We start from the raw sequence: 17,905 nt of genomic DNA on the forward strand, positions 1-17,905 counted from the left end.
GAAAAACCTTAATAGTTTTTCTGATATCCCCTGACTATGTATTATCTGGTTCCGTATAAATCCCAATCGTCTTAGGATGTTGGATAGAATTTGTATGACATCTCCTGCCAAGTTAGGGGCCTAAGCCCAATTGATTTCTTTCGGATTTCTACAACTGCGGCTTTGAAAACCCCTCTTGTCTCAGCACCTCCGCCACATTTCTTCCATTCACAAACACGTCGGCAACGGTGCGGCCGTAGACGTCTTGTCCGTAAGGCACGATGCGGATCGGGCCGTCGTGCAGGAGGGTTTCCAGCCGCTGTTTGGCTTCCTGTCCGCCCGGTTCATTCAGCTCTGGAGTATCGATGCCTCTGAGCCGGATGCGCTCGCCACCCATCCGCACGGTGTCGCCGTCGACTGCCGAGATCGGCTGGTTGTACGGAAGTCTTGGTCTGAGCAGGCGGCGGAGTGCGGAGGGCTGAATCTGTTTCTGATAGGGTGTAATTTTGTACCGGCCTGAGGGTCGGCGGTGGGGGCGGCTGCTCCGCGGGTGATGGGGACGATAGGGTTGTAAGGTTGAGGGCAACCGATTGGAGTCGCCGGCCGATGGACTCCAACACAGATCACAATTTTGCGGAACGGTCGATCCGCTATTGGCAGCGGAGAGCTTCGCGGCCTGGGCGACCATTGCCGGCGTCATGCTGTTCAGGCAAAGGAGCAGGGAGGCAAGAAGGGTGGCTGTGTGGTGACGCATGAACGCATCGTCCTCGCACAGCTCGTGCCAGGAGTGGTTCGGTTGACAACGGGGAAAACGGCGTGGCATTTTCAGAGCCGATAGGTGATGGCTGATAGCTCATAAGCGACAGGGTCGCGGAGGGATAGATCATGGAAATGTTTGGTCGAGTCGGCTTGGTGGAAGTCCCGATTCTGATCGCCCCGGATCAGAAGGTGTGGATGGATAAGATGATCAAGGAAGGGAAAATTGCTATTCCGCCTGGCGGGACGCTCGAAAAAGGCTCGCTCTATTCGATGTTTATTCGCATGTTGCTCCATAATGCGATGGAGGAGCAAAAGCGGCAGGAAGCGTTGGATGCGGACGACGAGGACGACGAATAGGACGCTGTTGAAACGCCCGCCAGCGTCGTGCTCGCGGCGCTCCGGGTGTAACTGACTTAAAGAACGCGCTGGTTGAATGCAGCTACGGCCTTGCGGGATGATCGTTTTGATCACCCGCAAGGCCGTTGTTGTATCGAAACAGCTGCTCTTTTGTATCTGGCGAGATACGAACGATGCTTCTCGAGCGACGGTCGAGCTTAGAGGCTCTTGAACGCGGTATGCGCCGCGCGGATCGTCTTTTCGATATCTTGAGCCGTATGGGCGGTGGAGAGAAACGCGGCTTCGAATTGTGACGGAGCCAGGTAGATTCCCTGTTCGAGCATCTTGTGGAAGAACTGGCCATAGCGCTTGGTGTCGGCATGCTTCACGGTATTCCAGTCCGTGACTGGGCCTGAGAGGAAGAACGAGGTGAGCATGGAGCCCACGCGGGTTTGCGTGAGCGGAATGCCGGCCTTCTTTGCCGCTTCCCCGATGCCCTTGGCGAGCGCGGCCGATTGGGTGTCGAGCTTTTTATAAACGCCCTTTTTCTTCAACTGTTTCAGTGTTTCGATGCCTGCGGATACCGCCAGCGGATTGCCTGAGAGTGTGCCAGCCTGATAGACCGGCCCTGATGGGGCAATCAAGTCCATAATCTCTTTTCGCCCGCCGTAGGCCCCGACCGGCAGGCCCCCGCCGATGATTTTCCCCAGCACGGTGAGATCCGGCGTGATGCCATAGAGCCCTTGCGCGCCTCCGTATCCGACGCGGAACCCGGAAATCACTTCGTCGAAGACCAGCAAGATGTCGTGCTCCGCCGTCAACCGGCGCAGCGCGGCCAAAAATTCCGGCGCAGGCGGCACCACGCCCATGTTTCCTGCGATCGGCTCCAGGATGATGCAGGCCAGGGTCTTGCCTTGCTCGGCGATGATGCGCCGAACGGCATCGATGTCATTGTATGGGACCGTGAGGGTGTGCTTGGCGAAATCCGCGGGAACGCCGAGCGAATCGGGGATGCCCAGCGTGGCGAGGCCTGACCCGGCTTTGGCCAGCAGGTAGTCGCTGTGTCCGTGATAGCACCCTTCGAATTTCAAGATGTTGTCCCGCTTTGTGAAGCCGCGGGCCACGCGAATGGCGCTCATCACCGCTTCGGTGCCGGAGCTGACCAGCCGGACTTTTTCCATCGAGGGGAAGGCGTCGCGGATCATGCGGGCGAGCGTGACTTCCAGCTCCGTCGGGGCGCCGTAACTGGTGCCGTTATCGGCGGCTTTCTTGATGGCGCGGATGATGGCCGGCGCCGCATGGCCCAGGATCATCGGTCCCCATGACAGGACATAATCAAGATAGATATTGCCGTCGACGTCGTAAAGCTTGGCGCCTTTGGCGCGTTTGATGAACCGTGGCTGTCCGCCGACGGAGCGGAAGGCGCGAACAGGGCTGTTCACCCCACCGGGAATGAGTTGCTGAGCGTCGGCAAAGAGTTTCGCGGAGCGGGTCGTCTTCATAATGGGGGCGCACCCTAACATGCTCGCTTGTGTTGGTCAAGGAAGTTGCACGCGCATGGGAATCGATGGCGAGGAATGTCTCACATGGGGACAAAATATGTCACAAAAGATACGCGCGCGCCGATTTGGATACAGCAGATATTCTGCGGAAGCGGCAGGGATCGCTGATTTTGGGCAGATTCTTGAAGACGCACAATCGCACAGGTTGCGGCCCAACTCTTGCTGTTGTTGCGGGTATCTGTTTGGTTGATTGAGGGAGTATCTATGACGGTGGTCTGTTCATGGTGCAGGCAAGAAGGGCGAGCCGGAGTGGTGCGGGAAAAAGCGCCGTTCGAAGATCGCCGGGAAACCCATGGGATCTGCGCCGCGCATCGGAGCCAGGTGCGGGCCAGTTGGGATGACCTCGCGCGTTCCACGCCACCGAGCGAGACGTCAGCGGCCAAAGAGATGGGCGGGTATGTCGTGCGCTCTGCTTCCGGTCTCTGGAGTAGTCTGCGGAACCTCTCCCGTAAAGCCGGCCTCTAGCGGCCGCTTCCCGATCGGTCCTTCTTTTCGCCCTCAATGGAGTGAATCAGCTTACGGGGATGTTTTGCGCGCCGGTTTCTTCGCCGGCGTTGGGGGCACCCCAGTCGGCGCTGGTTCAAGATCCCAATGTTTGCGTGTTCGCCGTTCCTGTTCTGATACCGCAAAGAGGGCGTGAAACGGGATCGCGCGCGATCCTTCTCCCGCTTGTCCTGTACTCCAGGCCTCGCCGGCGTCGCTTAAAATCTCCAACAGGGTCTCGTATTCCTCTTCGTCGCCGGGAAGCACGGCCTGTGCGTCTGTGATGAGCAGCACATAGCCTTTGGCCGGCAGCCATTCCAAGTCAGCGAGGCATTCTTCCATCGCATCCCAGTTGTGGCCGAAGTAGTCGGGAAATCCTAAGGCGCGCGCGAATTCGGTGAATAGGCCTGCCGCTGTCGCGCATTTCTTGCCGTTGATGACGCGGAGCGCGAACCCGGCCGGGGCCTTGAGCAGGCTGGCCGCGGGTGTTCCTGCCGGCACCACGAGCAGCGATGACCAGGGGGCTTTGGGCGTCTGAAGATAACCGGCCAGTGTGTGGGGTTGTGTCATGGGCTCTCTGTATGCTGATTGAGCGGTATAAACGTTCGATAATGGTCGCCGGTATAGTAGGCGTTGCCGGTGCGTTGCTCAATCACGATTCGTTCCGCGTCTCGTGATTGGCCTCGGACCTTCGGGTTCACGTCGTATTCCCGGTACCGGCCTGGAGGCAACCGTCGCTCTCGATTGTTGAAGTCCCGGCCTCCGACATAGCCGGGTAACGGCACTCCGTTTCGGTCTCGCAGGATCTTGAGCAGATCGTGCGCCTTCTGGGGGATGTCCGCGTGCTGCGAGGCACGGGGCCGGTCTTCCTGCTGGGGCTGAAGGGGCTGCTCCGGTGCGAGGATCCCGGCAAGGGAACCCGGTGCCCATGAAGCCAGGGCGATCAGCCCGAGAAACACACAGGCGAGGAACTGACTCGCAACAGAGTGACGCCAACGATTCCAGCGCATGGTGAACAGGTCCTGGTGAGGCGACGAGTGAGTGACCGTACCACGCTGACTGGAGCCGGTCAAACCATGCGGCGGCTGTTTGTGGCAAGTCCTTTGCGGTCATCCAAGGCCTGGGTTAGAATGCCGTTCGATATGGAGACAGGTACGTAGAGCCAGTGAGTGGGGCCAATCCAGTCGATACGACGACCCCTGTAGATCCGACGCCAATGTGATGTGAGACTGTGACGCATGACCGCTGCCATGCGGAGAGCGAAAATCGTCTGTACGATCGGTCCGGCCAGCCGTGATCCCGCGATGCTGGATCGGTTGATTGACGCCGGCATGAACGTCGCGCGCCTGAATTTTTCCCATGGCTCGCAGGAGAGTCACGCCGCCACGCTAGAAGCCATTCGGGCCACGGCAGACCGCCGCCACGCGGCGATCGCCGTGCTGCAAGATCTTCAGGGGCCGCGTATTCGCCTCGGCACTCTTCCGGATGCGGGGGTCGAACTGACGGTCGATCAACGGGTCAGGCTGGTGGGGGGCTTGCTGCGGTCGGGCGGACAGATCGGCGCACAGACGGTGGCGCCGGCCCTCACGATCGACCTGCCGGTCACCTATCCGCAACTGGCGAGAGACGTCCGGCCCGGCGCCAGAATCTTGATCGACGACGGCCGCATTGAACTGCTGGCCTCGTCGGTGTCAGGCGGAACCGTCGAATGCCGGGTGATCACCGGCGGGCTGGTGACCTCGCAGAAAGGCATGAACCTTCCCGGTACGGTGGTCAGTGCTCCCACATTGACGGAGAAAGACCGGGCGGATATCCGGTTCGGCGTCGCGCATCAGGTCGATTACCTGGCCCTGTCGTTTGTCCGGGGACCGGAAGACATCGACGCGGCGCGCGAGTTCGTGCGCGCCTGTGGCGGCGATCAGCCGATTATTGCCAAGATTGAACGGGCCGAAGCCATTGCGTCGCTCGGCGCGATTCTGGATGCGGCCGACGGCGTCATGATTGCGCGCGGCGACCTCGGTGTTGAAATGGGACCGGAGGCGGTGCCGGTACTGCAAAAGCGGATCATTCTGGACGCCAACCGCCGCCGCCGGGTCATCATTACGGCCACGCAGATGCTGGAATCGATGATGATGCAGCCGGTGCCGACCAGGGCTGAAGCCTCCGATGTGGCCAACGCTATTTTCGACGGGACCGATGCGGTCATGCTCTCCGGTGAGACGGCGCGGGGCCGGTATCCGGTGGAGACGGTCGCCGTGATGGATCGTATTGTTCGGGCGGCGGAAGCGGAGCGGCGTCTCGTGCCGGCCGCTGACCGGCCGACGGGAGAGACCGAGACGATCGCGGAAGCGATGTGCCGCGCGGCCGCGTCGGCTGCCGCGACCACGGGGGCCGTTGCGCTGGCGGTGTTGACGGAATCGGGCATGACGGCACGGCTCTTGTCGAAACAGCAACCGGCGGCCCCGATTGTGGCCTTCACACCGCATGAGCCGATCCGCCGCCGCATGGCCCTGTATTGGGGAGTGATCCCACGGCTGATGCAGTGGATGCCGGATTCCGACGAGCAGGTGACGGAGATCGATCGCCGATTGAAAACCGACCGGCTGGCTGTCGCCGGCGATCGGGTGGTGTTGCTGGCGGGGACCGTGGCCGGCCGGCCCGGCGGAACGAACGTCATGAAGCTGCAGGTGATTCAATAGGAGCGCGTGTTGGTGATGCCACTGAGATACCGTCTGCTCATTCTCATTCTCCTGCTGAGTGGCCCTGTGTGCGCGCTGGCGCAGAGCGGGTCGCTCGATCAATCGCCGACCACCATCGTAAAGCGGTACGTGACCCTCGACAAGAAGGGGGCGCGCATGGATGCCATGTCGTTCGAGACGCTGGTGCCGTATATTGATTGGTATGAGGAGCCGGTCTGGGGCCGGGTCGTGGTGATCAGCGACGTGACGGTGCCTGAGGACTACCGGCAGTGGGAGGTGGTCAACAAGCTCGAAGTCGTCATCCCCGCTACGTTTCATGTGTTGGGGGCGGTGTACCTCGAAACGGCCGCGTTCGTGCCCGAAGCCACGACCGAGGAGGTGCGTTTTCGTGTCAAGGAAGTGCGGAGCAAGTGGCGGATCGTGGAGCCGATGATCCCGCCGCATGTCGGGCTGAAACGCATGATCGACTTGGCCCGTGAAGCGGAACTCAAGGAAACAGACGCCGAGAAGCGCCGCACCCTGGCGGCGCTGGGCGCGACATTGCGAAAGGTCACACCATGACGAAGACCCCGGTCGATCTGCTGATTTTCGATCTCGACGGCACGCTCATCGAATCCAAATGGGACATCGCCCATTCGGTCAATCTCACGCTAGTCGAGCTGGGCCTGCCGGAACGCCCGCTGGAGGAAATATTCGGCTTTGTCGGCGACGGGGTAAAGAAGCTGCTGCGGCTGGCCGTTGGGGAGCGCGAGGGCGTCAGTTTCGATGAGGCGTTGAAGGTCTTTCGCGGACACTACCTTGACCATTGCCTGGATCGGACGGTCTTCTACCCCGGCATCGAGCCGATGCTCCGGCATTTCGCACACAAGCAGAAGGCGGTGGCGACCAACAAAGCCATCGAGTACACGCAGGTTATTTTGAACGGGTTGGGCGCGCAGCATTTTCATTATGTCGTCGGCGGGGATAACGGATTCGGGCTCAAGCCGGAACCCGGCATGTTGCTGCATATTCTGGAGCAGATGAACGTGCCGAAAGACCGCGCCATTCTGGTGGGGGACAGTACGAACGATATCAATGGCGGGCACAACGCCGGCATCCGGGTCTGCGCCGTCGGCTACGGCATGGGCAACCGGGAGAAAATGGCGGCGTGCCAGCCCGATTGGTTCATTGAACGGCCGGAACAACTGATGGAGATTTTTCAATGATGAGAGAAACCTCGCTCCTCTCGCGTCACGCGTCACGCGTCACCGTGCTGTGCCTCGCGCTGATCGTCAGCCTGAGCCTCAATCTCGATCTCTTATTTGCGGCGTCGCCAAGCCTGGCCGATCGGGTCATCGAGCACAAGCTGGCCAACGGGCTGACGATCCTCATGGTCGAGCGCCATCAAACGCCGGTGGTGTCCATCAACATCACGTTCGGGGTGGGCGGCGTCAACGAGCAAATCGGGCAAACCGGCATCGCCCATCTTTACGAGCATATGGCGTTCAAAGGGACGCGGACGGTCGGGACGAAAGACTATGAGAAAGAGAAACCGCTGCTCGACGAGCTGTCCCGCGCCGGCACGCTCCTCGACCAGCGGCAGCGCGAGGTGGCCAAGAAGGGGGCAGGGGCGACGGCGGAGGACCAGGCCGAGATCGAGGCGCTGCAAAAGCGCGTCGCCGATCTGCAAACCCAAGCCGGACAATATGTGGTTGGCAACGAAATGGCCTTGCTCTATCAGCGGCACGGGGGAGTCGGCCTCAATGCCTCCACGGGAAAAGATCTGACGCGGTACACGATCAGCCTGCCGGCCAACCGCTTGCCGCTCTGGGCGGCGATCGAAGCCGATCGCATGGCCAGTCCGGTGCTCCGTGAATTCTACAAAGAGCGCGGCGTCGTCATGGAAGAGCGCCGGCTGCGCAACGACGACAGCCCCAACGGCCTGCTGTTCGAGACCTTTACCTCCGCAGCCTTCCGCGCGCATCCCTACGGGATTCCGACCATCGGCTGGGGATCGGACATTCTCTCGCTCACTCCGGCGGAGACCGAAGCCTTCTTCAAGACCTATTACGGGCCGAACAATGCGACCATCGCGCTGGTCGGCGACGTGAATCCGAAGGAGGTCATCGCCCTCATTGAGCAGACGTTCGGCAAGATTCCCGCAGCCCCGCAGGCGCCGGCCATTGTCACGGTTGAGCCGGAACAGCGCGGGGAACGGCGTGTGGAAGTGGAATTCGACGCCGAACCGATCGTGGCCATCGGCTATCACAAGCCGAGTCTGGGCCATCCTGATGACGAGGTCTTCGACGTGATCGATGAGATTCTGACCGACGGGCTCACTTCCCGCTTGCAGACCAAACTGGTGCGCGAGAAGCGGCTGGCTGCGTCCGTGGGCTCCGATGCCAACTATCCGGGCGTGGGCGCGCCCAATCTGTTCATCCTTACGGCGACGCCGCTCGCGCCCCACACGGCGGCCGAAGTGGAAGCGGCGCTGTATGAGGAATTGGACCGGCTGAAGACCGAACCGGTGCCGGCCAAGGAATTGGAAAAGATCATCAACAATATCGATGCCGATCTGGTGCGGACGCTCCGCTCGAACAGCGGCCTCGCGTCGCAACTGGCCTTGTACCAGACCGTGGCGCGGGATTGGCGCCATGTTTTGACATCGCGGGACCGGGTCGCGGCGGTCACGCCGGCGGATATTCAACGGGTCGCGAAACAGTATTTCATCAAATCCAATCGCACGGTGGGGACGCTTGTGAAAAAACTGAACGGGAAAACGATGGCGGCAATGCCGGGCAGTGAGGTGGCGCGATGAGGCAGGCAAGAGGCAAGGGGCAAGAGGCGAGGGGCGTGGGAATGCTGGGTCTATTTAGTGTGGCTGTGCTGGTGGCAGGTGCTGTCACCACGGCCTGCGCGGGAGGGCCGGCGCTCAGCGATCCGCGGACGATGACGTTCAAGCCGGTCGAGTTTACGCCGCCGGAGCCGGACCGTGTCGTGCTCGACAATGGGATGGTGGTGTATCTCCTGGAAGATCATGAGCTGCCGCTTGTCACGGTCACGGCCACGATGAAGACCGGATCGTGGCTCGATCCGGCGGACAAGGTGGGGTTGGCCGCTCTGACCGGGGCGCTCATGCGGACCGGTGGCGGGGGCGGCCTGACGCCGGAGCAGGTGGATGAAGAGTTGGAGCACTTTGCCGGGGATGTCAGCATCTCGATCGGGCACGAATCAGGCTCCGCCTCGCTCGATGTGCTGAAGAAGGATCTCACGCGGGGCCTCCAGATTTTTGCCGGGCTGCTGCGGGCGCCGGCGTTCGATCAGGAGCGGGTGGAGATTGCCAAGCTGCAGGCCCTCGAAGGCATCCGCCGCCGGCAGGATAGCCCCGGATCCGTCGTGGGCCGGGAGTTCATGAAATTGCTCTACGGGCCGGAGCATCCGTCCGCGCGGGAAACCTCCCTCGCCTCGATCACGCGGATCACCCGCGACGATCTCGTGGCGTTTCACCGGAGCACGGTTCATCCCAACGGCATCATTCTGGGCATCACCGGCGATTTTCAGAAAGCGGAGATGCTGGCGGCCTTGCGTGCCGCGTTCGGGGATTGGGCCAAAGGCCCGCTGCCGGAATTGAAGATTGCCGACGTGCCGGAGCGCGACAGCGCCACCCCGGCGATCCGGTTTGTGAACAAAGAAACGTCGCAGACCCATCTTCGTGTGGGCCACTTGACGATTCGGGAGAACGATCCGGATTACGTGGCGCTCGCGATTGCCAACGATATTCTGGGCGGGAGTTCCTTCCGCAGCCGGCTCTTTAACGACGTGCGGACGAAGCGTGGCTTGGCCTATTCCGTCGGCAGCCGGCTGAATTCCGGCGTGCACGATCAAGGGGTCTGGCTCATGCGGGCGGAGACGAAGTTGTCCTCGACGCAGGAAGTGGTGAGCCGGTTCGTGGCCAATATCGAACGGATGCGCACGGAACTCGTCACCGACCAGGAATTAGCCGAGGCGAAAGAGGCCTACGTCAATTCGTTTGTCTTCTCGTTCAGCAGTCCGTCGGCGATCGTCAGCCGGCTGGTGGACTTGGAGTACGACGGACTGCCCAAGGATTTTCTCCAGCAGGTGCGTGACCACGTGCTGAAACTGACCAAGGAGGAGGTGCTGGCTGCGGCCAAGAAGCATCTCCATCCGGACCGCCTCAAGATCGTGGCTGTCGGCTCCGGCGAAGCGCTGCCGAAAGTGCTCTCCACGTTTGGAGAAGTGAAAGAGATCAAGCTGAGTCCGGAAGGGTGAGGGAATGGCCGGAGGCGGGGGGCGTTCTCTTGCTCGCGCCCCGCGCACGCAGGATCAATGGACGTCTCATCGAAGGGGGCGGTGCTCGGTGCATGCGCGCAGTAAGAACGACCCCCTCCTCCCGCCTTGGAGAGGATAGGGGAAGAAAGATCATAACGGGTGATCGGTTGGCATGCCCTTAGAAGACGAGCTCTGTGACATTCTGAAAAAGTCCCGGACCGGGCAGGGCCTTTCCGTCGTGGATGTCGCGCGGATGACGGGCCTGCCTGGCGGCGACATCACGGCGCTGGAGCGCGGCGATCCGCCGCGCGATCGCATGGAGGTGCGGGCGCTGGCGAAGGCGCTCGGGCTTCGTCCCGGGCCGCTGGAACAAATCGCCATCGAGAAGTGGGAACCGCTTGCCCAGGAACTGCCTGCCTGGGTTCACAGGATCGAGGGCTCGATCAATGGCTATGGGGTGCAGGGCTATATCATTCATGACGAGGGCGACGCGCTGCTGATCGACACGGCCTACAATGCTCCGGCGATGATCGAGTGCTTGTCCATGCATCGGCTGAAGCTGGTCGGCATTGGTCTGACGCACGGTCATGCGGACCATGCCGATGGCATCGAGCAGCTTCTACGGTTTCGCGAGGTGCCGGTGTATCTCGGGGCGGAAGATGTCGCGCTGCTCAGCTGGCGGCCTCCCGCCGCGCAACTCCATGCGCCGGAGGATGGACACACGATCGCGGTCGGGCGTCTGCGCGTCCAGTGCCTGGCAACGCCGGGTCATACTCCCGGCGGGGTCTGCTATCGAGTGGATGATCCGAACGCGCCGCTCTGTTGTGTCGGCGATACGTTGTTTGCCGGGTCCATCGGCCGCTCGAATCCCGGTTCGTTGTATCAGACCCATCTCGCATCGGTCCGGACCCGAGTCCTCGGATTGCCCCCGGCCTATCGCCTGCTGCCGGGACATGGACCGGCCACGACCGTCTCAGAAGAACTTACCCACAATCCATTTTACGCGGCCTCCTAGGAGTTCAGATGACTGATGACCGGCGGAGGACGAGCGGCCCTCTCGATGAGGGGATCGACCCGCCGTTCGCCGGCGAGCCCATGGCGGACGACGATGAGTATATTGAATCGTCGTTCTCGCGCTATGTGCTGCCTGTCGGACTGTTTGCGCTCACGGTCTTTACGACCCTCTGGGCCGGGGCCTACCAAGATCAACCCAATCTGTTTCATCCGCTTCGCGGGGCGTGGGAGTTTCTAGTTGAGCGGCCAGGCGACTTGGTCAAGGGGATTCCCTTTGCCGCCACGCTCTTGCTGATCTTGGGTACGCACGAACTGGCGCATTTTCTTTGCTCCAAGTGGCATGGTGTTCCGGCCTCGCTGCCGCTCTTTATTCCGGGGCTGCCAGTGCTGGTCGGTACGTTTGGCGCGATCATCCGGGTGCGCGGACAAATCCTGGAGCGCAAGGCGCTCTTCGATATTGGCATTTCCGGTCCCCTGGCGGGGTTTGCCGTCGCGCTGGTGGCGCTGGTGGCGGGGCTGTCCTGGTCGCAGGTGGAAATCGGGGTCAGCCCCACCAGCCCCTTTCTGGTAGGCCGGTCGCTGCTCATCGATTGGGGGGTGGCGTGGGTATTCGGCGAGTTGCCGCGCGGCGCGAGTATCAATTTGCACCCGGTTGCCGAGGCGGCCTGGTTCGGGCTTTTCGTGACCTGTCTCAATCTGATTCCGATCGGGCAGCTCGACGGCGGGCATGTGGCCTATGCCTTGTGGGGCAGGGCTCAGCGGACCATTGCCCTGGGCGTGATCCCCATTCTGCTGCTGCTGGGCTACGTGGGCTGGCCAGGCTGGTGGTTGTGGGTCGTCTTGTCGAGTCTCTTGGGCGTGGCCCATCCGCCGATACCCTCTCCCCGGTCGCCGCTTGGCGTATTGCGTATCGGGCTCGGCTGGGCCACGGTTGTCCTGTTTGTACTCATTTTTACGCCCTTCCCTATTGTGACTCGCTGATTCCACACAAATTCTTGCCGGATGGGACGCTTCGCCCTAGCATGCAGGCATGGATGCCGTCGAAGCCTCACCCCACTCCTGCCCCAAGTGCCGGGCCGATCGGTCTGATACGGCGATCGAATGTGCGCGGTGCGGGGTTATCTTCTCAAAATATCGTCCATTGCCGGCTTACGTCCTTGGACCGGCTCCAGCTGTGAGCGAGTCCCGGTGGATGCCCATGGCGCGAGCATGGCTGATCGAATCTGATCAGGCGGCCGATTCCATGACGCTCATGGGGCGGGGACTGGTCTTTGTCCTAATGGTGTGGTGGGGCCTGAAATTTATCGTCACGCCGCTCGAAACGAACTATACGGGAGAGTCGTTCCTGCATCTCATCAATCTCCCATTCCATGAAGCCGGGCACCTGATCTTCAGTCCCTTCGGCCGGTTCATGATGATCCTCGGCGGAAGCCTGGGGCAGGTGCTGATGCCGCTCATCTGTCTCGGCACGTTCCTCGTGAAGACCCGCGATCCATTCGGAGGATCGGTGGCGCTCTGGTGGACGGCGGAGAGTCTCATGGACGTGGCGCCCTATATCAACGACGCGCGAGCCATGGACCTGATGCTGTTAGGCGGAGTGACAGGGAAAGAAACCGACGGGCATGACTGGAACAATCTGCTCACGATGCTTGGCTGGCTGCCATGGGACCATCGCCTGGCGCATCTGGCCTACAACCTCGGCATCGTGCTGATGCTGGCCTCCTTCGCGTGGGGCGGCTGGCTGCTCCTGCGCCACTACCGGCGCCAACAGGGGTAGCCTCCCATTCCGAGAGACTAACCGGCCTGAGGCCGGTCCGTCGCGCGCCGCAACAACGGGGTGCGATGCAGGAACGGAGGTCCCAGCGGAACCAATTGATGGCCCGTAAAGGCTTGAGTCAGGCTGGCGACGGCGTGATAGAAGGCCATGAATCCCACGATGAGGTGGAGAATGCCCGGTAGCGTTTCGCCGATGATGTTGAGCCGCGCCAGCACGGTGGAGGAAAAGGAAACGGTAATGACGATGTGGAGAATGCACAGCGTGGCGTTCCTGTAGGCCGTCAGATAGACCATGACCAGGGAAAAGGCGGCATACACGAAATTGATCGGGGCAAACAGGACCATATCGAGATGGAAGGAGGTGCCTTCGCTGACCAGTTTCGCGATGGAGACGGTGAGCCAGAAGAATCCGTACATGGTCAGGGCCGTGCCGCCCAGCTGCTCGTGGTAGCGGATATCGGTGATGCCGGCCAGAATCTGCACGACCCCTCCGAACATCAGGGCGATCACCAGGGTGCCGACTTTATTGGAGTCGGGAATGCCGCCCATCTGCGCGATCCCCAAGGTCAAGGCGCCGACCGCGAGACCGAATAACCCGATCGCCAGCACATCAATTCGACGATGATGCTCTCCGCCGCTCATAGGGCCCCTCCCTTGATGGTCTTACGAAGGCCGCCGTTCCCCAATGGTGCGAGCGACCGGCTGCCGCCAATCGGCGCCCAGCATGCCTGAGGGGCTCTTGAAAAGACAAGCGCCCTGCGGCAGACTGCCTTCTCATCTGTGATCGAACAAGCCGCGATCGTGCGGAGGAAAGGATCACCATGGCGGGGCGAGCATTGCTTCAAGCGGGTTTCCGGCTGATCGGACTGGGGAGTGCGCTGCTGTTTCTGCCGGGAGAGGGTCTTGCCGGCCCAAGTCTGGAACGCTTCACGCTGGTGTTGAACGGAGCGGGCGTGAAAGACGCCAAGACCGGGCTTATCTGGGAACAGGAACCGGACCGGGAGCATGACGTCTGGGGCCGGTCCAATGAGCGCTGTGCGGCGAAAACCGTCGGTGGCCAGCAGGGCTGGCGTGGGCCGACCATCGACGAGCTCAAGACCTTGATCGATCCGTCACAGCATGATCCCGCCTTGCCGGCCGGCCATCCCTTCTCGAATATCAAATCAGAAATTTACTGGACCGCGACGCCCGATCCCAAGGACGACATCGTGGCGTGGCAGGTGAGTTTCTTCAGCGGCGAGCCGGTCACCGACCAGAAATCCGGCACGCGCCGCATGTGGTGCGTGCTCAATGAAACGCGGTAGTTCTGACGCTTCGTAGCTTGCTCCCTGAATGGCGAACCCATGTGGGGTGTATTCGACTCACGGTTGGGAATTCGTCACCTTCGGATGGGACTGTCTGAGCCGACGCAACTGCTCGACAAGCCTCGTGTTCAATGTGTCCAACGCCAGGTTTTTCCCCTGCATGAACGCAGCCTGATCCTCAATGGCCATGGCCGGGCCGACAAGCCGTGATTGGCCCTCGGCCGACACGATGCCATAAGCCAATCCGGAGCGGACATCCCACAGGCTGCCGTCGATGAGCACCAGCGCCTCGCTGACGGTGCCCGGCGCGAGGTAGGCTCCGAGGATCGTCGGGTAGAGCAGGGCGTAGCCGTTGTTGTAGCGGTCCACGGCTCCGGCTCCGGTGACAATCATGATCACGTCTGCGCCATAGCGGGCGGCGGCTTTCCTGATATCCGCGAGGCTGACATGCGGCACGGCCGAGTCGGCAAGGATGAGGCTCTCGCGCAGAATGTGCTGGTCTTGCAAGGGGGCCAGCGCACGAAGCAGCGCATCCTTGTCCTGGCTCAGCCATTCGACCGGCCGGATGGTCTCTCTGGTGGGAAATTCCTGGCGCGTGAAAAAGACACCGAGGCGGAACGGGGCAGCCACCGAGGGTATGGGCTGTTCTGCGACCCCAGGCACTGTGGGCGGCTGGGTCAGAGTCACCGTCACCGTCTGACGGATCACGTCCTGTATCTCCGTCCGGTTAAACGCGGAGTGGCTGGCGCAGGCCGGCAGCGTGAGCAGCATCAGAAGCGTGAGCGCCGAGAGCGGTGTGGGTCGAGTCATCCCATCCTCATGTCATGGAGCCTGTGGTGCCGGACAGTTCTTCCAGGGCCAGTACGAGAGCCTGGGTGCCGCTGCGGCCGTGGCCCAGGGCCTGGACGCGCTGATACAGGCCGTGCACGAGGGCGAGTCCCGGAAGCGTGAGGCCCATGCGGGCCGCTTCCTCCAGCGCGATGCCCATGTCTTTGACGAAGTGTTCGACGAAAAACCCCGGGTCGAAGTTGCGCTGCAACATTCTGGGCGCCAAGTGATCCAACGTCCAGCACGCGGCGGCGCCGCCTCGGATCGATTCCAGCATGCGGGGCAGGTCGAGCCCGGCTGTGTGGCCGTAGAGCAGGCTTTCACAGACCCCCACCATCGTGCCGGCAATGACGATCTGATTGCAGAGCTTCGCATGCTGGCCGGCGCCCGCGCGGCCGTGATACACGATCTTCTTGCCCAGGCATTCGAGGAGGGGGCGCACGCGTTCGACCGCATCACGGTCCCCACCCGCCATGATCGAGAGGGTGGCCTGTTTCGCGCCGACGTCACCCCCGGACACCGGCGCATCGATGGCTGTCACGCCTTTGGCCGCCGCGGCTGCGGCGATCTCGCGGCTCAGCGAGGGCTCGGTCGTTGTCATGTCGATGAGAATCGTGCCGGGTCTGGCGGCGTGCAGCAGGCCCTCGTCGCCGAAGTAGACGGCTCGCACATCCCGGGGAAATCCCACCATCGTGACGAGGAGGTCCACTCCGGCGGCCGCCGCGCGCACCGACTCCGCCCAGGCCGCTCCGAGATCGAGCAACGGTCGGGCCTTGGCCGGCGTGCGGGTATGAACGGAGACGCGATAGCCGGCTTTCAGGAGGTGTCCGCACATGGCGGCGCCCATCACGCCGGTGCCGATCCAGGCGACAGTGGTGCGGGATGGATGGACCGGTGCGGACATGCTGGTCACTCGATGACGGGGAGAATACGTGTGGCCACGGCTTGGACAAAGCCTTCTTCTTCCCGGACAACCTTGAGCCCTTGAAAGCTCAGGTAGTAGCCGCCATGGCTGGGCGCCTGAATGGTGGCGCTCACTTCCACGCGCTGCCCGTCCTCGATGTCAGGGTCTTTCACCAGTGGCCGATCGCAGATGCCGAGCACCGCGACGGACATGACACCGGTATCGTCTTCAAGCTTGAAGAGGTAGCCGCCGTAACAGACGTGTTCGTTCTGGAGTTTATAGGGATCGAGCGGTGTGACATCACGCGCGACGCCCAGCATGGTCACTTGCCGCAAATGATAGATGCGCGGATCTTCCAGGATCTGCTCAATCGGAATCGGTTCCTCGGCCAGGAGTGGTGTGGGCAGAGCCATGAGGGGGATGAGGAGCGCGAGCCAGGAGGCGACCTGGACGGCGCTCTTCGTCGTGGGTCTGAGGGCGTTCATAATGTTCTATTCTACCATTGTTTGACGAATGAGCGCGCGGCGGGCCGCTTTCTCTTCCGCCGCCTCGCCGGTATAATTCGCGCTCATCAGACTGGAGGCAGACGACCATGGCGAACGAGCAGCAGCTGAAACATTTTGTGAACGACAGCCGGCCGCGCTTTGAAGACCTGCTGGGGCAGCTGGTGGAAGTGCCGTCCATCAGCATGGATCCGGCGCGGGCCGGAGAGATGCCGCGCGCGGCGACGCTGGCCGTGCACTATTTGACGAGTCTCGGAGCCGAGGCGAAGGTCGTCGAAACAGGCGGCTACCCCATTGTGTCCGGAGGATGGACGACGGGCGCCCATCATCCGACCGTGACGATTTACAATCATCTCGATGTGCAGCCGGCGCAGGAGCCGGAATGGAAAGAGGCGCCCTTCGCCTTTCGCAAGGAGGACGGCATCTATCATGGCCGCGGCGCGACCGATGACAAGGGGCCGGCGTTGGCGGCCTTGCTCGGCGCGCGCTTCGCGATCGAGCAGGGGCTGCCCATCAATATTCGCTTTCTGTGGGAGCTGGAAGAGGAAATCGGCAGTCCGCACTTTGCGGCCGGTTTGAAGAATCGCGCGGCGATTCCCCGGCCTGACTCGGTGGTCGTGTCGGATACCATCTGGCTCGCCAAAGGCAAGCCCGCCATGCCGTACGGGTTGCGCGGGTTGATCGGGGCGCGGCTCACGCTCAAAACCGGCACGAAGGACGCGCATTCCGGCGTCACCGGCGGCGCGGCGCGCAATCCCCTGGCCGAACTCATGGAAGTCGCCCAGGCCTGTGTGGATGCCAAGACGGGCAAGGTGAAGATTCCCGGATTCTATGACGATGTGGTGGAGCCGACGAAGGCGGAGATCAAGAGTTTTCTGAAGTCAGGATTTCAAGTGTCGCGATTCAAGCAGGCCTATGGATTTCAGACGCTGCGCACGCAGGATCCGGCCGACATCATGCGCCGCATCTGGGCCGCACCGACCTTTGAAGTGCATGGCCTCACCGGCGGCTATCATGGCCCCGGTGTGAAGACCGTGGTGCCGGGGCATGGCGAACTCAAAGTGAGCATGCGGCTGGTGCCGAACCAGACGCCGGAAAAGGCCTTTGCGCTGCTCAAGAGACATGTCGCCAAGGTGAATCCGAATGTGAAGGTGGAGCGGGAAGGGATGCTCCAGCCGTTCAAGGGCCTGTTTGAAGGGCCCTATGTCGACGCGGTGAAGCGGGCGGCCAAGGCGGGATTCGGCAAGGAGCCGGCCTTTATTCGCGAAGGCGGATCGATCGGCGCCGTGGTGACGATGCAGAAAGCCTGGAAGGTGCCGATTCTGTTTCTGGGCCTCAGTCTGCCCGAGCACGGCTATCATGCGCCGAACGAATACTTCGACTGGGGCCAGGCCTCCAGCGGCATGAAAGCTTTCGCGCACTATTTCGAGGAACTGGCGAAAATGGGGAAGGGGTAGGGAGCACCCGGCCCGTCTTTCTTGCTCGCTGA

Annotated in this window: 20 protein-coding genes; 12 read left to right on the forward strand and 8 right to left on the reverse strand. The window is 61.9% G+C overall.

Annotated features, from left to right (window positions below):
• Positions 1 to 148: 148 nt before the first annotated feature.
• Positions 149 to 733, reverse strand: coding sequence for a thermonuclease family protein (locus RI101_10275; GenBank protein ID MEC4890434.1), 585 nt, complete (start codon positions 731 to 733; stop codon positions 149 to 151).
• Positions 734 to 864: 131 nt separating this feature from the next.
• Between RI101_10275 and RI101_10280 the strand changes: the two genes are divergently transcribed.
• A complete protein-coding gene (locus tag RI101_10280) occupies positions 865 to 1,095 on the forward strand; it encodes a hypothetical protein (GenBank protein ID MEC4890435.1) in 231 nt (76 codons plus the stop codon).
• Positions 1,096 to 1,292: 197 nt separating this feature from the next.
• Here the strand turns inward: RI101_10280 and hemL are convergent, their stop codons facing one another.
• Positions 1,293 to 2,576: a glutamate-1-semialdehyde 2,1-aminomutase gene (gene hemL, locus RI101_10285; protein ID MEC4890436.1), complete on the reverse strand. Its 1,284-nt coding sequence runs from the start codon at positions 2,574 to 2,576 to the stop codon at positions 1,293 to 1,295.
• A 264-nt stretch (positions 2,577 to 2,840) separates the two neighbouring features.
• Between hemL and RI101_10290 the strand changes: the two genes are divergently transcribed.
• Positions 2,841 to 3,101 carry a hypothetical protein gene (locus RI101_10290; protein MEC4890437.1) on the forward strand — a complete coding sequence of 87 codons (261 nt, stop codon included), beginning with the start codon at positions 2,841 to 2,843 and terminating at the stop codon, positions 3,099 to 3,101.
• 51 nt (positions 3,102 to 3,152) lie between these two features.
• Here RI101_10290 and RI101_10295 read toward each other — a convergent pair whose 3' ends face one another.
• Both RI101_10295 and RI101_10300 read right to left on the reverse strand, forming a co-directional pair.
• A complete protein-coding gene (locus RI101_10295) occupies positions 3,153 to 3,689 on the reverse strand; it encodes a barstar family protein (GenBank protein MEC4890438.1) in 537 nt (178 codons plus the stop codon).
• On the reverse strand, positions 3,686 to 4,129 hold the full coding sequence (locus RI101_10300; GenBank protein MEC4890439.1) for a ribonuclease domain-containing protein: 444 nt from the start codon (positions 4,127 to 4,129) through the stop codon (positions 3,686 to 3,688). Before RI101_10300 ends, RI101_10295 begins: the two co-directional genes overlap by 4 nt.
• A 228-nt stretch (positions 4,130 to 4,357) precedes the next feature.
• On the opposite strand from RI101_10300, the gene pyk reads away from it, so the two are divergent.
• The 8 genes from pyk to RI101_10340 all read left to right on the forward strand — a co-directional run bounded on the left by pyk (position 4,358) and on the right by RI101_10340 (position 12,878).
• Positions 4,358 to 5,818 (forward strand): pyruvate kinase, encoded by a 1,461-nt coding sequence (gene pyk / locus RI101_10305; protein MEC4890440.1) that lies wholly within the window; start codon positions 4,358 to 4,360, stop codon positions 5,816 to 5,818.
• 15 nt (positions 5,819 to 5,833) lie between these two features.
• Positions 5,834 to 6,379, forward strand: a complete 546-nt coding sequence (locus RI101_10310) for a hypothetical protein (GenBank protein ID MEC4890441.1) — start codon at positions 5,834 to 5,836, stop codon at positions 6,377 to 6,379.
• Positions 6,376 to 7,023 (forward strand): HAD-IA family hydrolase, encoded by a 648-nt coding sequence (locus tag RI101_10315; GenBank protein MEC4890442.1) that lies wholly within the window; start codon positions 6,376 to 6,378, stop codon positions 7,021 to 7,023. Before RI101_10310 ends, RI101_10315 begins: the two co-directional genes overlap by 4 nt.
• The gene (locus tag RI101_10320; protein MEC4890443.1) at positions 7,020 to 8,615 is read left to right on the forward strand and encodes a pitrilysin family protein; all 1,596 of its coding nucleotides are present in this window, start codon (positions 7,020 to 7,022) and stop codon (positions 8,613 to 8,615) included. The genes RI101_10315 and RI101_10320 overlap by 4 nt, the downstream gene beginning before the upstream one ends.
• A gap of 41 nt (positions 8,616 to 8,656) precedes the next feature.
• Positions 8,657 to 10,087: a pitrilysin family protein gene (locus RI101_10325; protein MEC4890444.1), complete on the forward strand. Its 1,431-nt coding sequence runs from the start codon at positions 8,657 to 8,659 to the stop codon at positions 10,085 to 10,087.
• 172 nt (positions 10,088 to 10,259) lie between these two features.
• Positions 10,260 to 11,102, forward strand: a complete 843-nt coding sequence (locus RI101_10330; protein ID MEC4890445.1) for an MBL fold metallo-hydrolase — start codon at positions 10,260 to 10,262, stop codon at positions 11,100 to 11,102.
• An 8-nt stretch (positions 11,103 to 11,110) separates the two neighbouring features.
• Positions 11,111 to 12,082, forward strand: a complete 972-nt coding sequence (locus tag RI101_10335) for a site-2 protease family protein (GenBank protein ID MEC4890446.1) — start codon at positions 11,111 to 11,113, stop codon at positions 12,080 to 12,082.
• A 217-nt stretch (positions 12,083 to 12,299) separates the two neighbouring features.
• Entirely contained in the window at positions 12,300 to 12,878 is a 579-nt protein-coding gene (locus RI101_10340) for a hypothetical protein (GenBank protein ID MEC4890447.1), read from the forward strand.
• 17 nt (positions 12,879 to 12,895) lie between these two features.
• Here RI101_10340 and RI101_10345 read toward each other — a convergent pair whose 3' ends face one another.
• Positions 12,896 to 13,519 carry an acetate uptake transporter gene (locus tag RI101_10345; GenBank protein MEC4890448.1) on the reverse strand — a complete coding sequence of 208 codons (624 nt, stop codon included), beginning with the start codon at positions 13,517 to 13,519 and terminating at the stop codon, positions 12,896 to 12,898.
• Between the two features lie 179 nt (positions 13,520 to 13,698).
• Between RI101_10345 and RI101_10350 the strand changes: the two genes are divergently transcribed.
• The gene (locus RI101_10350; GenBank protein MEC4890449.1) at positions 13,699 to 14,181 is read left to right on the forward strand and encodes a DUF1566 domain-containing protein; all 483 of its coding nucleotides are present in this window, start codon (positions 13,699 to 13,701) and stop codon (positions 14,179 to 14,181) included.
• A gap of 57 nt (positions 14,182 to 14,238) precedes the next feature.
• On the opposite strand, the gene RI101_10355 is transcribed toward RI101_10350, so the two are convergent.
• Genes RI101_10355 through RI101_10365 form a run of 3 tightly spaced genes read right to left on the reverse strand, consistent with a single transcriptional unit; the run spans position 14,239 to position 16,398 of the window.
• Positions 14,239 to 14,991 carry a hypothetical protein gene (locus RI101_10355; protein MEC4890450.1) on the reverse strand — a complete coding sequence of 251 codons (753 nt, stop codon included), beginning with the start codon at positions 14,989 to 14,991 and terminating at the stop codon, positions 14,239 to 14,241.
• A gap of 7 nt (positions 14,992 to 14,998) precedes the next feature.
• Positions 14,999 to 15,913, reverse strand: coding sequence for an NAD(P)-dependent oxidoreductase (locus RI101_10360; protein ID MEC4890451.1), 915 nt, complete (start codon positions 15,911 to 15,913; stop codon positions 14,999 to 15,001).
• Positions 15,914 to 15,918: 5 nt separating this feature from the next.
• Complete coding sequence (locus RI101_10365; GenBank protein MEC4890452.1) at positions 15,919 to 16,398, reverse strand: hypothetical protein; 480 nt, start codon at positions 16,396 to 16,398, stop codon at positions 15,919 to 15,921.
• Between the two features lie 107 nt (positions 16,399 to 16,505).
• Here RI101_10365 and RI101_10370 point away from each other — a divergent pair, with 107 nt between their 5' ends.
• Positions 16,506 to 17,873, forward strand: coding sequence for a M20/M25/M40 family metallo-hydrolase (locus tag RI101_10370; GenBank protein ID MEC4890453.1), 1,368 nt, complete (start codon positions 16,506 to 16,508; stop codon positions 17,871 to 17,873).
• Positions 17,874 to 17,905 lie beyond the last annotated feature (32 nt).

It is taken from the genome of Nitrospira sp., from assembly GCA_035968315.1.
GTDB lineage: Bacteria > Nitrospirota > Nitrospiria > Nitrospirales > Nitrospiraceae > Nitrospira_D.

What these genes read in the sequence shown, in the direction of transcription:
- RI101_10275 (MEC4890434.1), bottom strand. Translation starts at nt 733, where the DNA reads ATGCGTCACCACACAGCCACCCTTCTTGCCTCCCTGCTCCTTTGCCTG.
- RI101_10280 (MEC4890435.1), top strand. Translation starts at nt 865, where the DNA reads ATGGAAATGTTTGGTCGAGTCGGCTTGGTGGAAGTCCCGATTCTGATC.
- hemL (MEC4890436.1), bottom strand. Translation starts at nt 2,576, where the DNA reads ATGAAGACGACCCGCTCCGCGAAACTCTTTGCCGACGCTCAGCAACTC.
- RI101_10290 (MEC4890437.1), top strand. Translation starts at nt 2,841, where the DNA reads ATGACGGTGGTCTGTTCATGGTGCAGGCAAGAAGGGCGAGCCGGAGTG.
- RI101_10295 (MEC4890438.1), bottom strand. Translation starts at nt 3,689, where the DNA reads ATGACACAACCCCACACACTGGCCGGTTATCTTCAGACGCCCAAAGCC.
- RI101_10300 (MEC4890439.1), bottom strand. Translation starts at nt 4,129, where the DNA reads ATGCGCTGGAATCGTTGGCGTCACTCTGTTGCGAGTCAGTTCCTCGCC.
- pyk (MEC4890440.1), top strand. Translation starts at nt 4,358, where the DNA reads ATGACCGCTGCCATGCGGAGAGCGAAAATCGTCTGTACGATCGGTCCG.
- RI101_10310 (MEC4890441.1), top strand. Translation starts at nt 5,834, where the DNA reads ATGCCACTGAGATACCGTCTGCTCATTCTCATTCTCCTGCTGAGTGGC.
- RI101_10315 (MEC4890442.1), top strand. Translation starts at nt 6,376, where the DNA reads ATGACGAAGACCCCGGTCGATCTGCTGATTTTCGATCTCGACGGCACG.
- RI101_10320 (MEC4890443.1), top strand. Translation starts at nt 7,020, where the DNA reads ATGATGAGAGAAACCTCGCTCCTCTCGCGTCACGCGTCACGCGTCACC.
- RI101_10325 (MEC4890444.1), top strand. Translation starts at nt 8,657, where the DNA reads ATGCTGGGTCTATTTAGTGTGGCTGTGCTGGTGGCAGGTGCTGTCACC.
- RI101_10330 (MEC4890445.1), top strand. Translation starts at nt 10,260, where the DNA reads ATGCCCTTAGAAGACGAGCTCTGTGACATTCTGAAAAAGTCCCGGACC.
- RI101_10335 (MEC4890446.1), top strand. Translation starts at nt 11,111, where the DNA reads ATGACTGATGACCGGCGGAGGACGAGCGGCCCTCTCGATGAGGGGATC.
- RI101_10340 (MEC4890447.1), top strand. Translation starts at nt 12,300, where the DNA reads ATGGCGCGAGCATGGCTGATCGAATCTGATCAGGCGGCCGATTCCATG.
- RI101_10345 (MEC4890448.1), bottom strand. Translation starts at nt 13,519, where the DNA reads ATGAGCGGCGGAGAGCATCATCGTCGAATTGATGTGCTGGCGATCGGG.
- RI101_10350 (MEC4890449.1), top strand. Translation starts at nt 13,699, where the DNA reads ATGGCGGGGCGAGCATTGCTTCAAGCGGGTTTCCGGCTGATCGGACTG.
- RI101_10355 (MEC4890450.1), bottom strand. Translation starts at nt 14,991, where the DNA reads ATGACTCGACCCACACCGCTCTCGGCGCTCACGCTTCTGATGCTGCTC.
- RI101_10360 (MEC4890451.1), bottom strand. Translation starts at nt 15,913, where the DNA reads ATGTCCGCACCGGTCCATCCATCCCGCACCACTGTCGCCTGGATCGGC.
- RI101_10365 (MEC4890452.1), bottom strand. Translation starts at nt 16,398, where the DNA reads ATGAACGCCCTCAGACCCACGACGAAGAGCGCCGTCCAGGTCGCCTCC.
- RI101_10370 (MEC4890453.1), top strand. Translation starts at nt 16,506, where the DNA reads ATGGCGAACGAGCAGCAGCTGAAACATTTTGTGAACGACAGCCGGCCG.